The 17,703-nt window shown below is 69.9% G+C and carries 8 protein-coding genes; 7 read left to right on the top strand and 1 reads right to left on the bottom strand.

All coding sequences use genetic code 11. The features are described 5' to 3' along the window. Positions 1-299: 299 nt before the first annotated feature. The 3 genes from ACZ63D_RS28695 to ACZ63D_RS28685 are packed head-to-tail and all read left to right on the top strand — an operon-like array spanning position 300 to position 4,308. Positions 300-1,814 carry a flavin-containing monooxygenase gene (locus ACZ63D_RS28695; protein WP_465357468.1) on the top strand — a complete coding sequence of 505 codons (1,515 nt, stop codon included), beginning with the start codon at positions 300-302 and terminating at the stop codon, positions 1,812-1,814. Then, positions 1,811-2,926, top strand: a complete 1,116-nt coding sequence (locus tag ACZ63D_RS28690; RefSeq protein ID WP_465357467.1) for an alpha/beta hydrolase — start codon at positions 1,811-1,813, stop codon at positions 2,924-2,926. The genes ACZ63D_RS28695 and ACZ63D_RS28690 overlap by 4 nt, the downstream gene beginning before the upstream one ends. Beyond that, positions 2,923-4,308 carry a flavin monoamine oxidase family protein gene (locus ACZ63D_RS28685; RefSeq protein WP_465357466.1) on the top strand — a complete coding sequence of 462 codons (1,386 nt, stop codon included), beginning with the start codon at positions 2,923-2,925 and terminating at the stop codon, positions 4,306-4,308. Before ACZ63D_RS28690 ends, ACZ63D_RS28685 begins: the two co-directional genes overlap by 4 nt. Positions 4,309-4,672: 364 nt before the next feature. On the opposite strand, the gene ACZ63D_RS28680 is transcribed toward ACZ63D_RS28685, so the two are convergent. Further along, the gene (locus ACZ63D_RS28680) at positions 4,673-5,170 is read right to left on the bottom strand and encodes a GNAT family N-acetyltransferase (protein WP_465357465.1); all 498 of its coding nucleotides are present in this window, start codon (positions 5,168-5,170) and stop codon (positions 4,673-4,675) included. A gap of 255 nt (positions 5,171-5,425) precedes the next feature. Between ACZ63D_RS28680 and ACZ63D_RS28675 the strand changes: the two genes are divergently transcribed. From ACZ63D_RS28675 to ACZ63D_RS28660, 4 genes are all read left to right on the top strand, one after another. Further along, positions 5,426-6,013 carry a hypothetical protein gene (locus tag ACZ63D_RS28675; protein WP_465357464.1) on the top strand — a complete coding sequence of 196 codons (588 nt, stop codon included), beginning with the start codon at positions 5,426-5,428 and terminating at the stop codon, positions 6,011-6,013. 947 nt (positions 6,014-6,960) lie between these two features. Then, positions 6,961-9,390, top strand: coding sequence for a penicillin acylase family protein (locus ACZ63D_RS28670; protein ID WP_465357812.1), 2,430 nt, complete (start codon positions 6,961-6,963; stop codon positions 9,388-9,390). 493 nt (positions 9,391-9,883) lie between these two features. Continuing rightward, complete coding sequence (locus ACZ63D_RS28665; RefSeq protein ID WP_465357463.1) at positions 9,884-16,210, top strand: amino acid adenylation domain-containing protein; 6,327 nt, start codon at positions 9,884-9,886, stop codon at positions 16,208-16,210. Continuing rightward, the coding region (locus ACZ63D_RS28660) for a condensation domain-containing protein (protein WP_465357462.1) at positions 16,207-17,703 on the top strand (1,497 nt) is incomplete at its 3' end. The genes ACZ63D_RS28665 and ACZ63D_RS28660, both read left to right, overlap by 4 nt.

Raw genomic sequence — 17,703 nt, 5'->3', positions numbered from 1 at the left:
CGCTGTCGTCTCGCCCACGGCGGACCTGATCTTGGTCCCTGCCGGGAAATCGCGCTGCCCGAAGACCGCCGCGCCCAGTGTTCCCGTGCCCGAAACGCCGTGCTCGCAACCGTTCCGGCTCCGCTCGTCCGGGTGACCGAAGCACGCTGACCGGACTTCGGGTCTTGACGTCCGATGGCTCGTGCCACACACTCTGTCAAACGACTTTATCAAATGACCAACTTCGGTCCTGGTCGTTGCCGCTGGTCAGCGGCCCGCGGTGTCCCGGCACCGGCAGCGCAATCGGAAAGGTGTGGAGCATGAAGGAACGGAGCGCGACGGAGCGCGCCGATATCGTCGTCATCGGCGCGGGAGTCTCCGGCATCGGCGCGAGCCGGCAGCTGGCGGCCGAGTTCCCGGACAAGAAGATCCTCGTCCTCGAATCGCGCGCGGCGATCGGCGGCACGTGGGATCTGTTCCGTTACCCGGGCGTCCGCTCCGATTCCGACCTGCACACCTACGCCTACGATTTCAAGCCGTGGCGGCACCGTTCGGCGATCGCCGAAGGCCCGCTGATCCGCGAATACCTTGACGAAACGGTGTCCGAATTCGGTCTGGACAAGATCCTCCGGCTCGGACACCGGGTGACGGCGGCGGACTGGTCCAGCGCCGAAGCGCAATGGACGCTGCGGGTTCGGGTGACCGGCGCCGACGGGGCGGAGAGCGAGAAGACCGTCAAGGCGGGCTTCGTGTTCAGCGCGACTGGCTATTACCGCTACGACAAGGGATACACGCCGCACTTTGAGGGGCGCGAGGATTTCCGGGGCGACATCCTGCATCCGCAGGAATGGCCGGAGAATTACGACTACCGCGGCAAACGCGTCGTGATCATCGGAAGCGGCGCGACGGCGGTGACGATGCTGCCGGCCATGCTGATGGGCGAGGGCGCCGCGGCGCACGTGACGATGCTGCAGCGCACGCCGAGCTACGTCGCTTCGGCCCCCCGGGTCGACAAGATCGCGCTCGCTCTCAGCAAGGTGTTCGGGGCGAAGGCTGGCTACGCGGCTACCCGCCGAAAGAACATTTGGCAGGACTTCCTGCTCGTCTCGGTCCTGTCCAAGTTCCCGAATTTCGGCCGGAAACTGCTCCGCAAGCTCGCGCTCAAGGACCTGCCGCCCGGTTTCGACGTGGACACCCACTTCAACCCGCCGTACGACCCGTGGGACCAGCGGCTCTGCGTCACCCCGGACGGCGAGTTCTTCCACGCGCTGCGCGACGGGAAGGCCGACGTGGTCACCGATCACATCGACCGCTTCACCGAGAAGGGCATCCTGCTGAAGTCGGGCAAGACGCTGGAGGCCGACCTCGTCGTCACGGCGACCGGCCTGGTCCTGCAACTGCTGGGCGGCATCCAGCCGACGGTGGACGGCGTTCCGGCGAAGCTGCCGGACACCGTGCTGTACCGCGGCTGCCTGATCTCCGGGGTGCCGAACTGGGCCATGATGTTCGGCTACACGAAGGCGTCCTGGACGCTGCGCCTGAGCAACGTGTGCCGTCTGGTCACTGATGTGCTCCGCCGGATGGACGCGACCGGACAGGACATCGTGGTGCCGGTCGCGCCGGAAAACCTGGACAAGGACGACGTCGTCGACCTCAGCGCCGGGTACATGCGGCGGTCGCTGCACGAACTTCCGAAGCAGGGCACCGAACTGCCGTGGCGGATGCGTACCACCTTCGTGCCGGACAACCGGCTGTTCAAGGGGCAGCTGATCGACGAGAACCTCCGGTTCTCGACCCGGACCAGCGCCCTCGCCAGCGTCGGAGCCGGGTCGTGACCGCGCCGCGCCTGACGCTGAGCCAGCGTCTGCAACGGGCGTTTGTCGTTGCCCTGTGCGGTCTTCCGGCACCGATCGCGCGGGTGCTCGCGCGCCCGCCGGTCAACCGCGCGGGGGAGCGCATGGCCCCGGACGTCGCCATGCTGATGAAACTGACCGCCGCCGGGAACGACTACAGCGATCTGCCCGCCGCCGAGGCGCGGAAGGTCATCGAGACCGACGCGGCCGCGTTCGCCGACCGGGTCGCTCCCTGTGCTGTCGAACAGGAAGTTGAAATCCACAGTGGACTGCTGGCGACCCGGTACAGTTCGGGAAAACCTGGCCGGGGCTTGATTCTCTTCTTCCACGGCGGCGGCTTCGTTCTCGGAAGCCGGGCCAGCTACGCCGCCCCGGCGCGGATGTTCGCGCACGGAACGGGAGCCGACGTGCTGTCGGTCGAGTACCGGCTGGCGCCTGAGGATCCTTTCCCCGCGGCGCACGAAGACGCTCTCGCGGCCTGGCAGTACGCCGTCGAGCACGCGGAAAGCTGGGGCCTGGACCCGAACCGGATCGTCGTAGCGGGCGAAAGCGCCGGAGGCAACATCGCCGCCGTGCTCTGCCAGCAGGTGCGCGGCCAGTCGGTGCAACCGCTGCTCCAGGTGCTCATCCAGCCGGCCACCGACATCTCGGTGCGGCGGCCTTCTCAAGACGAGTTCGCCGGCTCTCCCGCCTTGTCGGCCAAGCAGATCGACTGGTTCATGGGCCACTACGTGCCCGCCGGAACGGACGAGCGCGACCCGCTGCTCTGCCCCCTGCTGGCCGACGACCTGAGCGGTCTTCCGGACGCCATCGTGGCGGTCGCCGGGTTCGACCCACTGCGCGACGACGCGCTCGCCTATGCGGCTGCGTTGCTCGAGAGCGGAGTGCGCGTCGACCTGATCCGCGAAGAAGGACTTGTGCACGGCTATATCTCTTTCACCGCGGTCAGCCGCAGCAGCAAAGAGGCGACGACTCGGCTCGTCGCGGCTGTCAACGCGGCTCTGCGAGAGCGCGAGGCGCGGCCACTGCGCCTTGTCGATCGGACGGCAAAAGCGAAACCCCGGCAGCCCAATGCGGAGCGGAGCACCAGGTGACCACAACAATGCCAGCACAGCTCACCGCGGACGTGGCAGTGGTCGGCGCGGGGCTCTCCGGCCTCGTCGCCGCCCGCCAGCTCGTACGACGCGGACACTCGGTGGTCGTACTGGAGGCCGACGACCGCGCGGGCGGACGCCTGTACAACCTCGACACCGGCGACGGCGTGATCAGCGAAGGCGGCGGCCAGTGGGTCGGCAAGCTGCACACTCGGATGTTCGAGTTGCTCGGGGAACTGGGACTCAAAACCTTCCCCACGCACACCGAGGGCAAAACGATCTACCTCCGGCACGGCAAACGGCGGACGTTCGGCGGCACCATCCCGCCACTGGGTCCGCTGGCCTTGGTGGACTTCGCCCAAACGCAGTTCCGCCTCGAACGGATGGCGGCGACCGTTCCCGCCGAAGCTCCTTGGCGCGCCCGGAAAGCAGCCGAATGGGACAGCACGACCCTCGGCCACTGGCTCGGCAAGAACTGCCGCAGCGCCGAGGCACGGCACCTGTTCGAACTCGGGCTCTCGCTGGTCTTCGCCGAAAGCTCGAGCCAGGTCTCCCTGCTCAAGGCCCTGCACCAGATCGGCACCTCAGGCGGCGTCGAGTTCATGATGAACACCGCGAACGGCGCACAAGAGACGCGCGTGGCCGGCGGCACCCAAGCCATCACCGACGCCATCGCAGCCGAACTCGGCGACCGGATCCGGCTGGGCTCCCCGGTGACCTCGATCGAACAAGACGCCCACGGCGTGCTTGTGCGCTCGCCCGGCGCTGAGGTCCGATGCGGCCGGACCATCGTCGCGATGACCCCGGCCGACGCGGACCGGATCGACTTCCTCCCGCCGCTCCCGACCCGCCGCGCGAAACTGCAGCGCGTCTGGCGCAACGGCGGAGAACGCAAGGTCTGCCTGGTCTACCGGCGCCCGTTCTGGCGCGAGCAGGGCTTGAACGGCTCCGCCGTCACCGATCTCCCGATCGCGCATTTCGTCGTGGACAACTCTCCGCCCGACGGCAGCAAGGGCATCCTCCTGGCGTTCGTCGGCACCGCTGCTTCAGGCGAGTTCCATTGGGACGACGCGATTCTCGACGACGAGACCGCCCGCCGGGAGGCGTTCGTGAAGGACGTTGTCGAGCTTTTCGGGCCCCAGGCGCGGGATTACGAGCGGTATTTGGAAAAGTCCTGGATCGCCGAGCCGTGGATCAGCGGCGTGGCGGGGCTGCGGACGCCGGGCGTCATCACGAACTACAAGGACGCGACGACGGCGTCGGTGGGCCGCGTCCACTGGGCCGGAGCGGAGACGTCCGCGGAGTTCGAGTCCTACATGGAGGGCGCGGTCCGCGCGGCGGATCGAGCGGTGGGGGAGGTCTTGGCCGGGTCGCTCGGGTAATGGGACTTCTGCACCTGAACGACGTGGCCGTCGTCGATGCGAGCGGTACGGCGGTGCGTCGAGCGCGGATACCGGAGACACCCGACGGTGTGCGGCAACCCTTTCCTCCGCTCTGCGGGAACGTCGTCGATCTGCTTCTCTTCGGACAGCGGTTCAAGCGTCCGTCACCCGTCGGGATTGCGGAAGATCTCGGCTAGGTCGTCGTCTTCGGCAAGTTCGCGTGCAGCCGCCAGCCGACATCGTGTCCTTCACCTGGCCCGCGACGCTTGATTCGCGCGAGAACCCTGTCTTCATGACCAATACGCAGCATGGGCGAAGGCAGACGAGGCCACCGGCTGCTTGAGGTGTTTCGAGAGCTGGCTCATCAGGGTGTGCGGGCGCGGATCGGGTGGCTAGTGGGCCACTTGAGGTAGGTGGCGGTCTCGTGGAACCCGAGAGTGCGGTAGAAGCCGGCCGCTCGGCGGGTCGGCACGGTCACCTCGACGTCCTTGGCCTCACGGGACCTGGCCTGAACGGCGTGGATCAGCGCCGATCCCGTACCGCGCCCGCGCTGGGGCGCGTCGACAGCGAGTTCCAGGAGTTCGAGGATCGTTCCCCCGGCGAACAGGGTGGGCAGCCGCAGTCCGAGGACATAGCCGAGGAGGTGTGAGTCCTGCTCGGCGACGAGGAATTCGGCCCGGCCTCGCATGGCGGTCTCGATGACGCGGGGAAACGTGCTGTCGTCGAAGATCGCACGATCGAGTTGGTAGCTCGTCGCGAATCCGCTGAGCAACCGATAGACGTCGTCGGCGTCCGAGGTCGTGGCGTCGCGGATGATCACGTCGGTTCGCCCGGGAACGTGCATGGGGGTCGCAGCGGCCATGGCCACGCATTCTCCTTCACGGCCGGTGCGGGCTGGGTTTGGACGGTGTCCGGGTGGATGATGGGTTGGTGGGGTTGTCGACGGCGTTCACGAGGCTGTTCGGGGTGCGGCATCCGATCGCGCTCGCTCCGATGGGCGTTCTGCCGGTGTGGCGGGCGAAGCCGTCGACATGATCACTGACCCGCGGCGGGCGGCGGACCAGGCACTGACCCGGCACCAGTAGCTATCGGGAACCACGGAAACAGGGGAAACGTCATGGAGGACGCCCGCCAAGCACCCGGCACGACCACGGCGCTGGACAGCGTCATGCCCACGTGGCACCGCCGGGAACGGCACCGCCTCGCCGTCCAGGCACCGCCCGCGGCCGTCATCCGCGCCGCTGAGGAACTCACCTGGGGCGAAGTGCCCGCGTTTCGCCGCGTCATGGTGGCCGCCAGTCTGGACCGTGTCCCGCTGCCGGACGACACGCGGGTGCTGTCGATGTTCCTGGGCAACGGATTCCGGATACTGCACCGATCCGATCATCAGCTGGTGATCGGCGGCATCGAACGAACGTCCCGCAAGCGGCCGATCGCCGCCCTGGGAGACGATCCGGCCCGGAAGTTCCGCGGCTTCTCCGAGCCCGGCCATTTCCTGGTGGCATTCGACTTTCGTTACGCGAACGGCGAACTGGCCACCGAGACCCGCGTCCGCTGCACCGACATCCGGACACGGTGCATATTCGCCGCCTACTGGCTCGTCATTCGGGCAGGCAGCGGCGTCATTCGCCGAATATGGCTCCGCGGCATCCGACGCCGCCTCCACCGGGCAACAACCCGCGAGCCTGCCCAGGACGCCCGGTAGAGAACCCGAGCGCTCAACGATGCCCATCATCGCCGCAGGCCAACCCATCCCGGATGCGCGTGCTGACTCTTCTGTGGACGTGGATGACCGGCCATCACCGATAGCGGGCGTGGCAGGTGGGCTCCCGGCCATTGAGCCATCGCGCAAGCAAGTGAAAGATTTACGCAAAGCGGCTTCAAATGGAGAAGAAGAGGCCATAAAAGCTACCGAAGAGGTTTCCTCCCAAGGATGTCGGCGAATGGCCTGACGGGGATCGACGGGCCAGGACGGCGGGCGGACGAAGCTCGCGACCGCAGCCTGCTCTGGATCGAACTGAGGCGCGGATGATCGCTCTGGGAGGGGACGCTGAGGCCGTTGTGGAAGCGGTCCTCCCGAAACCTCGCGGGACAGCCGAAGTCATGTGATGGGTTCTGGATATCCGCGGCAGAGCAGCGTCTCGATGATCAAGCTGCCTGGCCGGGGTCGAATCGGCCTTCTTCGGCAATGGTTCTTGGCGCTTTCCGAACGAGGCGTCAGCGATGTGCGGCCGCCGGAATTTAGACTGTTCTTGAGATGAATTAGCCCGATCGGCGGCAATGCGGGCGTGAGCGGTCACGATTTGATGGGCGAAACAGGCCGGTCGTTACTGCACAAGAGCGGCGCGGGAGGCTGGCCGTTCGCGGACGCGAGCGCTTTTCCCTTGGTGAGCGCGGCGGGTAACCGTCCATGGCGCTGACCTGGCGGAGTCGTGGCGCTGAGCCTTGCTGCGGAACGCCGGGCACTTCTAGGGTGCGACTGGCGGGTCGTCGGACTTCTCCTTCGGTTCGGCTGCGGCGGACACCAGTTCTCGGCAAACCGCGCATTGTTGAAGATTTCTCGGGCGATCGCGTGCGTGTAAAGCGCACGGGCGGTCGTCGCCTGTGCGCAAGACGTTCCGGTTCGGGGCAAAGGACCAGGTGTTGCCAGAGATGAAAGTCGTCGCGCTCGCCCTCGTGTCGTTGTTGATCGGAGCGCAAGGTTCTGCGTCTTCGGCCGCGGTTTTCGCAGCGGAACCGGCTGCACTTACCGCAATTCCGTTGAATCGGTCTGCGGCTGTTTCCGAAATCGGCTACCACGCGGAGATCCGCCGAACGAGTTACGGCGTGCCGCACATTCTGGCCGCGGATCTGGGCAGCGTGGCGTTCGGGCAAGGCTGGGCCTATGCCGAGGACCGGCTCTGCGATCTGGCCGATCAGGTGGTCAAGGTGCGCGGAGAGCGCTCTCGATGGCTGGGGCGTGGTCCAGGCGACCAGTATTTGTCGTCGGACATCGCGTACCGGACTCTGGGTCTGACAGACAGGGCCCGGCAGGAGTTGCCCAAGCTGTCGCCCGACGCGCGCGCCATGCTCGCGGGTTACGCCGCCGGATACAACCGCTACCTGATGACCGTCGGGCCAGCGGCGGTCCGCGGGTGGTGCGCGGGAGCGCCGTGGATCGGTCCTGTCCAGGCTACGGATCTCCTTGCCTACCAGCAGGATCTGGCTTTGATGTCGAGCGGGCGCCAACTGCTTCCCGCGATCGCTGTGGCGCAGCCGCCGGGCGCTGGAGCCGCAGGTGACTTGCGGGTGCCGCCGCGAGTGGTGGCGGATACGGCCAGGAAACTGGTCACGACGAAAGGCGTCAACACGGGTTTGGGCAGCAACGGCTGGGCGATCGGCGGCGAGCGGTCGACGGCCGGTCGCGGTGCGCTGCTTGCCAATCCGCACTTTCCCTGGCAGGGCGAGTTGCGGCTCTGGGAAAGCCAGCTCACGGTGCCCGGAGTGCTGGACGTTTACGGAGCGGGCGTCGGCGGCCTGCCCGGGATTCAGATCGGCTTCACCGAACGAGTGGCCTGGACCCACACTGTCGCCCCCGGTGCCAGGTACACCTTCGCCAAGCTCGCGTTGACGCCGGGAGACGCCACGAGCTACCGCGTTGGAAACCGGGTGCTGCACATGCGCGCGAAAACGATATCCGTGCGGGTCAAGGAGCCGGATGGACGCATCGTCGGGCTGACCCGGACGATGTGGTCAGGCTCGCATGGGCCGATCGTGGACCTGTCCTCGCTGGATCCCGCTTACGGCTGGAGCCCGGGCAGCGCCGTCGAGTACCGCGACGCGAACGCCGGGAACGTCCGGCAGCTCGACTTCTGGCTCGCTGTCGCGAAATCCGGCAGCGTCGCCGACATCGCAGCCCAGAACGCCAGATACGGCACCCCGTGGCTGAACACCGTGGCCGCGGACCGCTCGGGCGCGACCTGGTACGGCGACGCCGCCAGCACTCCGGATCTCACGCCCCAGGCGACCGAGGCGTGGCTGGCGAGCCCGATCGGCCTGCTCGACGGCAGCGATCCGCGCCAGGACTGGCTCGTCGAACCAGGGGCGGCGGCGCCGGGCCTGCTGCCCGCCTCCCGCTGGCCCCGGCTCGCCCGGCCGGATTACGTCTTCAACGCGAACAACAGTCCGTGGATCGCGAATCCGCAGCAGCCGATCGAAGGTTTTCCCGCGCAACTGGGCGAAGAACGGGCGGCACTGCCAGCGCGCGCCCGGTTCAACGCCATGCTGCTCGCCGACCCCGGGCCGCATCGCCGATTCGGCCTCGGCGACCTGGTGTCAGCGGTTCTTTCCAACGAAACGCTGAGTTCACGGCTGCTGCTGGGGCCGGTTCGCCGGCTGTGCCGCGAGCACGCCGGATCGTCCGGCGGCTGGCGCGACGCGGCCAAGGCGTGCGCGGTGCTGGACGGCTGGGACGGCGGGTTCTCCGTGCACAGCAGGGGTTCTGTCCTGTGGCGGGAAACGATGTCGCAGGTGCTGGCCGCGGATCCGGACGCGCTGGACGCGCCCGGGCCGTTGCTGACGTCCGCGTTCGATCCGCGCGATCCCGTGCATACTCCGGGCGCGCCGGAACCCGACCCGGAAGTGCTCGGGCAGGCACTGGACCAAGCGCGGCGGACGCTGGAAACAGCCGGGTTCCCGCTCGATGTCCCGCTCGGCGCGGTGCAGCACAGCGAGAAGGGCGGCCGGACCTTTCCGATGCCCGGGGCGCCCGACGCGCTGGGCGCGCTGGACGTGGTCGAATACACCCCGGAACCCGGAACGACGACGGAGCCGGTCGTCCCGCCGGCCGCTGGCGGCGGCCTGACCAAGGCCGGTTATCCGGTGAACACCGGCACGAGCATGCTCCTCGCCGTCCAGTTCACCGGACGCGGTCCGATCGCCAAGGGGCTGCTGTCGTTTTCCGAGTCGAGCGACCCGGCCTCCCCGCATTTCGCCGACCAGCAGGCGCTGTTCGCTCGCGGGGAGGTCCGGGACTGCCTGTTCGCGCAGCCGGCGATTCTGGCCGACCCGAACCTGCGGACCTCTGTTGTCTCCGGGGCGTAGCGCCCGTGCCGAACCGGCCGCGGCCGATGTGCCCGAACGCGTTCCGCCAGGGTGCATTGGCGGCGCGCCCTTTCTGCATTCCGTCGACGGAACGTGGCGCCGCTGCCGGTCCTTCACTCAGACGGCCGCTTTTTCGCGAAGCCCGCTCAATTGTGCGCGAAAGGCTTGCGGTGCCTGGTACGGTGGAGATCTACGCGGCCTAAGGCAGCTTTCGGGAAGTGTCGGCGAGCGGTTGTCCGACATTACCCCGAATGAATTCTTGTGCAATTCGTTGTTGTTCGCAGAATATTCCATGCGGTATTCCGGGGAATCGCGGCGCCGAGATGCTGGCGCTGGCGGCTACCGGCGGACGGCGGCCTCCTCCGGCGTCCCGCGACGAGCTCGCGGGAACGCCGGAGTCGTTGATGCTCCGGAAAACCTCCGGAGCATCGACGGGACGCCTTCCGGCGGAGATCCGCCGCGCCGTCGATGCCGCGTACAGCGGAGGTGACTGGTGGTAGCGCAGGAAATTTCGGAGTTCGCGGTTTCGCCCCTGCAACGCGGATTGTGGCCGCGCGCGTCCGCGCCCGGAAACTCCGTGCAGGCCCGGATTTCGCTGCCCGGCGGAATCGACCCGGCGAGGCTGGCTTCCGTGCTGCGCGCGGTGGTCCGCAGGCACGAGGCGCTGCGCACGAGTTTCCTCGCCAGGGTCGGCTGGCCCGAGCCCGCGCAGGTCGTCGGCGACCCCGCGGCGATCGAGCTGCGCACGGCGGAAGTCCGGGACCCGGCCGAGCTCGCGAGGACGGAGCGGAGCGAAATCGGCACGGGACCCGGCGAGGGATTCCGTGCCGTGCTGGCGGAAACTCCCGGTGGGACGGTGCTTTTGCTGACCGCGCATCCGCTCAACGCGGATCCGCGGTCGCTGTGCCAAGTCGCGATGGAGCTGGCCGCCGGATACCAGTCAGGGGAGGAGCCCCCGCGAACCGGAGAGGTGCTTCAGTACGCGGATTTCTCCGCCTGGCACAACGATCTCCTCGTCGCGGCCGAGAATCTGACAGAACGAGCCGCCTGGGCCGCGTGTCTCGGCGGAATCGACGACGGCGCCGCGCTGCGCACCGGGGCCGGCGAGCGGCCCGGACGTCAGCGGACGCACCTGTCGGAGCCGGAGCCGGTGGCCGCCGCGGCGGCCGCGTTCGCCGCCGAGCACGGGCTCGGCCTGGAATCCGTGCTGGCGGCCGCGTTCGAGGTAGCGGTGTGGCGCGTGGGCGGCGAAAGCGGCCGTCTCGTCCTGCTGACGACCCCCGGCCGGAGCTACCCCGGGCTCGAGGACGCGGTCGGCGCCTACGAACGCGAAGTCCCGTACCGCTGTGAGTTCACCGCGGAACAGGAGTTCCTGACGGTCGCGCGAGCGGCGTCCGAATGGCTTCGCTCGGCGGAGCAACGGGTCGATCACCTGGACCCGGCCTTGGCGGACCCGGCCCGCGCGGAGGTGCTGCCCCGGTTCGACTTCCGCGAAACGGGCGAGCTTCCAGGTCCCGATTATCCAAAGTGGACAGTGGTCGGGCTGGAGCGGCCGGACGCTGCCGGGCCGGCGCTGACGTGCGTGCGGTCCGGCGAGTTTCTCCAGACCGCGGTGCGGTACGACTCCGGTCTGCTCGACCCGGCCACCGCGCGGGCTCTCGCCGACGCCTTCGCGGCCGTGCTTCGCGCGGCACTGGCCGACGGCACCACGCACATCGGCGCCATCGAGATTCTCGCGGCGGCGCAACGGGAATCCGTGCTCGACGCCGCACGCGGCCCGGTGGCGGCGGTGCCGGAGCGGGCCGTGCACGAACTCATCGCGGAGCGGGCGGCACTGCATCCCGCCCGGGTCGCGGTCGCCTGCGAGGACGCCGAACTCAGCTACGGCGAACTCGACGCCCGGGCCAACCAGCTCGCGCATTGCCTGCGAGCGGCCGGAACGGCTCGCGGGGACAAGGTCGTCGTCTCGGCCGGGAGGTCTCCCGAACTCCTCGTCGCGCTGCTCGGGGTGCTGAAGGCTGGGGCGGCGTTCGTCCCGGTCGACATCGGCTATCCCCGCGCCCGGCTGGCTTTCGCGATCGAGCAGACGGAACCGAAGGCCGTGCTGGCCGAGAGGGCGGTCCTCGACCGGCTCGGCGGCTGCGCGGCGCTCACGCTGGCACTGGACGAGGAGTCCGCCGAGGTGGCTGAGCGGCCGGAGACGCCGGTCGACGCGCCGGTCGCCCCCGGCGACCCGGCGTACGTGCTCTACACGTCGGGCACCACCGGCAGGCCCAACGGGGTCGTCGTACCGCATCGCGGCCTGGTCAACTACCTGACCTGGGCGGCGGGCGCCTACCGGCTCGACGAGGGCGAAGGCGCGCTGGTGCACACGTCGGTCAGTTTCGACCTCACGCTGACCGGGCTGCTCGGCCCGTTGCTCGTCGGCCAGCGCGTGGTCCTCGTGCCGGAAAACGCCGGGATCACCGGGCTCGCGGCGGCGCTGCGCACCCGGCGGGACCTCACCATGGTCAAGCTGACGCCGACCCATCTGGACGTGCTCGGCCAGCTGGTCGCCTCCGGCGAGATCGCCGGGAGCGTAAGGACTGTGGTGGTCGGCGGGGAGGCGCTTCGCGCGGAGAGCGCGGCATTGTTCCTCGACGCGGGCGCGGAGGTCGTCAACGAGTACGGCCCGACCGAAACCGTGGTGGGCGCGACCGCGCACCGGATCGCCGCGCCGGCCCCGGGACACGGCATGGCGCCGATCGGGACGCCGATCGCCAACACGCGGGTCTACCTCCTGGATCCGCGCCGGCAGCCGGTTCCGGACGGGGCGATCGGCGAGATCTCCATCGGCGGCACGGACGTGGCCGACGGCTACCTCGCCCAGCCCCGGCTGACCCGGGAGCGGTTCGTCGCGGATCCCTTCGGCACGCCGGGCGACCGGATGTACCGGACCGGGGATCTGGCCCGCCGCCTCGAAAGCGGCGCCCTCGAGTTCCTCGGCCGGGCGGACGACCAGGTCAAGATCCGCGGCGTGCGCGTGGAACTCGCGGAGATCGAGGCAGTGCTCCGCGAGCATCCCGCGGTCGCGCAGGCGGTGGCGCTCGCCCGGCAGGACGAGGACCCCGGCGGCTCGTCTCCGCTCGCGGGGGAACTCCGCCTGGTGGCCTACGTGGTTCCCGGCGCGGAGAACGGCTCGGAGAACGGCGCGGCCCCGACCGCGGCGGAGCTGGCCGGGCACTGCCGCGAACGGCTGCCCGAACCGGTGGTGCCGGCCGCTTTCGTGGTGCTCGACGCGCTCCCGACGACGGCGAACGGCAAGCTCGACCGGGCCGCGCTGCCCAAGCCCGCCAAGGAAAGCGGGTCGGCCGTCGAGTACGTGGCCCCGCGCACGGAGACCGAGGAGATCCTCGCCGGGGCGGTCGCCACGGTGCTCGGCGTGGACCGGGTCGGCATGGCGGACAACTACTTCGTGCTCGGCGGCGATTCCATCCGCAGCGTGATGGTCGCCAGCCGGGCGCAGGCCAGCGGGCTCGACGTCACGGTCGCGGCCCTGCACGACAACCCGGTCATCGGGGACTGCGCCGCCGAGCTGGACCGCGGGCAGCCGGTCGAGGATCCGCCGGTCACCAGCCCGTTCGCGCTGATCGGCACCGAGGACCGGGACGCGCTGCCCGTCGAGGTGGAGGACGCCTTCCCGCTCAACCTGCTGCAGGAAGGGATGATCTTCCACCGGGATTTCGCCGCGAAATCGGCGGTGTACCACGCCATCGCGTCGGTCCGGCTGCGCGCCCCGTTCGACCTGGACGTCCTGCGCACCGTCGTCCGACAGCTGGTCGAGCGGCATCCGATGCTGCGCACGTCGTTCGACATGACCACCTACAGCCGGCCCCTGCAGCTCGTGCACAGCGATTTCGAGACGCCGCTGTTCTTCGAAGACCTGCGCGGGCTGCCCGAACCGGAGCAGGAGGACAAGGTCGCCGGGTGGATCGAGAGGGAGAAGCTGCGCGGCTTCGAACTGCACGACTATCCGCTGATCCGGTTCATGGTGCACCTCCGCGGCGACGGGGACTTCCAGTTCACCTACGGCTTCCACCACGAGATCGTCGACGGCTGGAGCGAGGCCTTGATGATCACCGAGCTGTTCAGCCACTACTTCTCGCTCGTGTTCGACGAGCCGATCGCGATCAAGCCGCCGAAATCCGGGATGCGCGACGCCGTCGCGCTCGAGCTGGAAGCGCTGGCGCGGCAGGAGAACTACGACTTCTGGAACGCCTACCTCGCCGACGCCACGCTGATGCGGCTGCCCCGGATCGGTTCGGGGCCGAAAGCGGACAAGGGCGCCCGCGAGATCGTCCGGATCGTCGTGCCGGTGTCCGGCGAGCTGTCCGACGGCCTCAAGCGCGTGGCGACCGCGCTCGCGGTGCCGCTGAAGAGCGTGCTGCTGGCCGCGCACCTCGCCGTGATGTCGGCCTACGGAGGCAATGCCGACACGTTGACCTACACCGTGACCAACGGCAGGCCCGAGGTCGCCGACGGCAGCACCGCGATCGGATTGTTCGTCAACAGCCTGGCCTTGCGGGTCCGGATGGACGGCGGCAGCTGGCAGCGGCTGATCGAGGACACCCTGCGGTCCGAGCGGCAGTCGATGCCCTACCGGCGGCTGCCGATGGCCGAGCTGAAACGCCACCAGGGGAACGAACCGCTGGCCGAAACCCTGTTCTTCTTCACCAACTACCACGTGTTCGGCGTGCTGGACCGATGGATCCAGCGCGGGGTCGCGCACGTGGCGAACGAGCTGTACGGCGAGTCGACCTTCCCGTTCTGCGGGATCTTCCGGCTCAACCGGGAGTCCGGCGCGCTGGAGGTCCGGATCGAGTACGACAGCCTCCAGTTCTCCGCGGAGGTGATGGAAAGCGTCCGGGACTGCTACGTGCGGGTGCTGGAGGCGATCGCGGCGGATCCGGGGAGCCGATTCGAAGCGCTCGACCATCTGCCCGAGCGGGACCGCGCGCTGCTCGACCGGTTCGCCGACGGCGGATCCGCGCCGGCGCCGCGGCGCGGCCTGCACGAGGCCTTCGCGGCGCAAGCGGCGGCGACCCCGGACCGGATCGCGGTGGAGTCCGGCCGCACGGCGCTGAGCTACCGGGCGCTGGACCGCTGGGCCGCCCGGATCGCGCACGGGCTGCGGCGGAGGGGGATCGGCCGCGAAGACCTCGTGGGCGTCTTCGCGGAACGCTCGCCCGAGCAGATCGCGTGCCTGCTAGGCGTGCTCAAGGCCGGTGCGGCGTACCTGCCGCTCGATCCGGCGCAACCGGACGAGCGCATCGCCGCGGTGCTGGCGGCCAGCGGGACCGAGGTGGTGCTCGCTCAGCGGCATCTCGAAACCCGGCTTCCCGCGGCCGTCGAACCGTTCGTGCCCGGACAGGCTCTCGACGAGCCGGACGGGGAACCCGCCGCGGGCACGGACCCGGCGAACGCCGCGTATGTCATCTACACCTCGGGGTCGACGGGCGAGCCGAAGGGCGTCGTCGTCGAGCACCGCAACGTGCTGGCCTCGCTCCAGGCCCGGCGCGAAGCCTACGAGGAGCCCGCCGACCGGTTCCTGCTGCTGTCGTCGTTCGCCTTCGACAGTTCGGTCGCCGGGATCTTCTGGCCGCTGACCACCGGCGGCACGTTGATCCTGCCGCCGGAGGGCGCCCAGCTCGACCCGCCGGCCACGGTCGCCGAGGTCGTCCGGTCGCGGCCGACCCACACCCTCGGCATCCCGTCGCTGCTCATGCCGCTGCTGGACCAGGCGGGCCCGGGCGAGCTCGCCTCGCTGGTCCGGCTGATCACCGCCGGGGAGGCGGCCCCGGCGGCGCTGGCGCGCGAGTGCCGCGGCAAGGCGCCCGGATGCCTGCTGTCCAATGAGTACGGACCTACCGAGGCGACGGTGTGGAGCACGGTCTGGAGCGGCGCCGAGGACGCCGGGCAGCCGCAGCTGCCGATCGGCCGTCCGGTGGCCGGAGCCCGAGTCCGGGTGCTGGACCACCACGGCCGGGTCGCGCCGCTCGCGGTGGCGGGCGAACTGCACATCGGCGGAGCCGGCGTGGCCCGCGGCTACCTGGGGAAGCCGGCCGCCACCGCGGCGGTGTTCCGGCCGGATCCCGACAGCCCCGCTCCCGGCTCCCGGCGCTACGCGACCGGGGACCTGGGCCGGTTCCTGCCGAGCGGCGACATCGAGTTCCTCGGCCGGACGGACCAGCAGGTCAAGATCCGGGGCTTCCGGGTGGAACCGGCCGAGGTCGAGGGCGTGCTGGACGCCCACCCCGGAGTGCAGCGGTCGGTGGTCGTCGCCCGCGGCGAGCAGGGGGACAAGCAGCTCGTCGCGTACGTGGTGCCCGAGAACGGCGCGCAGCCCCGGCAGGCGGAGCTGCAGCAGTACGTGCGGGACCGGCTGCCGCGGTATCTGGTGCCCAGCGCCTGCGTCGTGCTCGACGCCGTCCCGCTGACCAGCACCGGGAAGGTGGACCGGGCCCGGCTGCCCGAACCCGGGCCGGCGGAGGAACTGCCCTACGCCGCGCCGCGGACGGAGACCGAGCAGCTGCTGGCCGACATCTGGTCCTCCGTGCTCAAGCTCGACCGGGTCGGCGTGCACCACCATTTCCTCGACGTCGGCGGCGAATCCCTGCGCGCGATGCAGATGATCGCGGCGACGAACAAGCTTTTCCGGACCTCGTTGTCGGTGCGGACGCTGTTCGACGCGCCCACCATCGCCGAGTTCGCGCTCGCGGTGGACGGGGCGCGGAGCGAGGGCGAGCTGTCCGGCGCCGGACTCGGAGGCGGCCGCGCATGACCCCTCCGACGGCGTCGGGACCGCTTTCGGCCGCTCAGCAGCGGATGTGGTTCCTGCAGCGGCTGGCGCCGGACAACCCGGCGTACACCATCTGCACGGCGATCGACCTCGCCGGCCCGCTCAGCCTGGCGGCGCTGCGCTGTGCGATCGACCGGATCGGCCGCCGGCACGGGATGCTGCGCGCGGTGTTCTCCGACGACGGCGCCGGCCCGCGGCAACGGATCGCCGACGCAGCACCGCGATTGCGGCTCGTCGACGTCGTCGCGGACGAACCGGGGCTGCGCCGCTTGCTGACCGCCGTCGCCGCCCGCCCGATCAGCCTCGACGCCGGGCCGCCAGTGGACTGGCTGCTCCTGCGGACGGCTCCGCGACGGCATGTCCTCGTGCTTTCCTTGCACCACTTGGTGTTCGACGCCGGTTCGCTCGCTGTCGTCCGGGAGGAACTGGAAACGCTGTACCGCGCCGCGCTCGGCGGAGTGCCGGCGCACCTCCCGCCGCCCGCGGCGGACTACCGGGATCTCGTTGCCCGGCAAGAGGAACTCAGCGAGCAGGACACCGCCTCGGCAGCCTTCTGGCGTGCCGGACTGGCGGCCGCGCCGCCGCGCAGTCCTCCCTTCGGCAGGGCCCGGGGCGGTGGACAGCCGCGGGTGTCCCGGCGGGTCGAACGGCTGGGCCGGGGCGAACTCGACGCACTGGCCAGGCTGTGCCGCCGTACCGGCAGCACCACGTTCATGGCTTTGCTGGCCGCGCTCGGCTGCTGGGTCGGCCGGTACAGCGGGCACCGCGACGTCGTGCTCGGCTCGCCGGTCGCGCTGCGGGAGAGCGAGCAGTCGGCGCGCACGGTGGGCCCGCTGATCAACATGCTGCCGTTGCGGTTGCGGCTGGACGGCGGGCCGGGCTTCGCCGAGGTGCTCCGGCGGGCGAGGAACGCGCTGCTCGACGCGCTGGAGCACCGCTGGCTGCCGTTCGAACGGATCGTGGACGAGCTGAAGCCGCCGCGCGAACTGGACAGCACGCCGCTGTTCCAGGTGCTTTTCGCTTATCAGCGGCCGCCGGAACCGCCGGAGCTGCCGGGTATCGCGGCCCGGCTGCTCGATCTTCCGGCCGCGGCGGCGAAATACGAACTGACGGTCACCGCGGCCGACACCGCCGACGGGCTGGAGCTGATCTTCGAGGCGGACGGCGGTTCCTGCGCGCAGCCGGACCTCGCCGAATGCTGCCGCCGGTTCCGGATCCTGCTCGCCGCCGCGCTCGCCGAACCGGACCGGCCGGTGGATCAGCTGGACCTGACCACCCCCGAACAACGGCGGGCGCTGCGCGCCCCGGCCGCGCTCGACCCCGGCGAAGGCGAACTGGTGCACCGTCTCGTGGAAGCGGGTGCCGCGCGGCAGCCCGACGCGGTGGCCGTCGCGCACGGTTCTGCCCGGTTTAGCTCCCGGCGGCTGGACGGCTGGGCCGAGCAGATTGCGGCCGGGGTGTGCGGCCAGGACTTC

The organism is Amycolatopsis sp. NPDC104775, from assembly GCF_055583325.1.
This window is presented reverse-complemented; position numbering and strand designations above follow the sequence as displayed.

Excerpts from the sequence above, each read along its gene's own strand:
- ACZ63D_RS28695 (WP_465357468.1), top strand. The coding sequence starts at position 300 with ATGAAGGAACGGAGCGCGACGGAGCGCGCCGATATCGTCGTCATCGGC.
- ACZ63D_RS28680 (WP_465357465.1), bottom strand. The coding sequence starts at position 5,170 with ATGGCCGCTGCGACCCCCATGCACGTTCCCGGGCGAACCGACGTGATC.
- ACZ63D_RS28675 (WP_465357464.1), top strand. The coding sequence starts at position 5,426 with ATGGAGGACGCCCGCCAAGCACCCGGCACGACCACGGCGCTGGACAGC.
- ACZ63D_RS28670 (WP_465357812.1), top strand. The coding sequence starts at position 6,961 with ATGAAAGTCGTCGCGCTCGCCCTCGTGTCGTTGTTGATCGGAGCGCAA.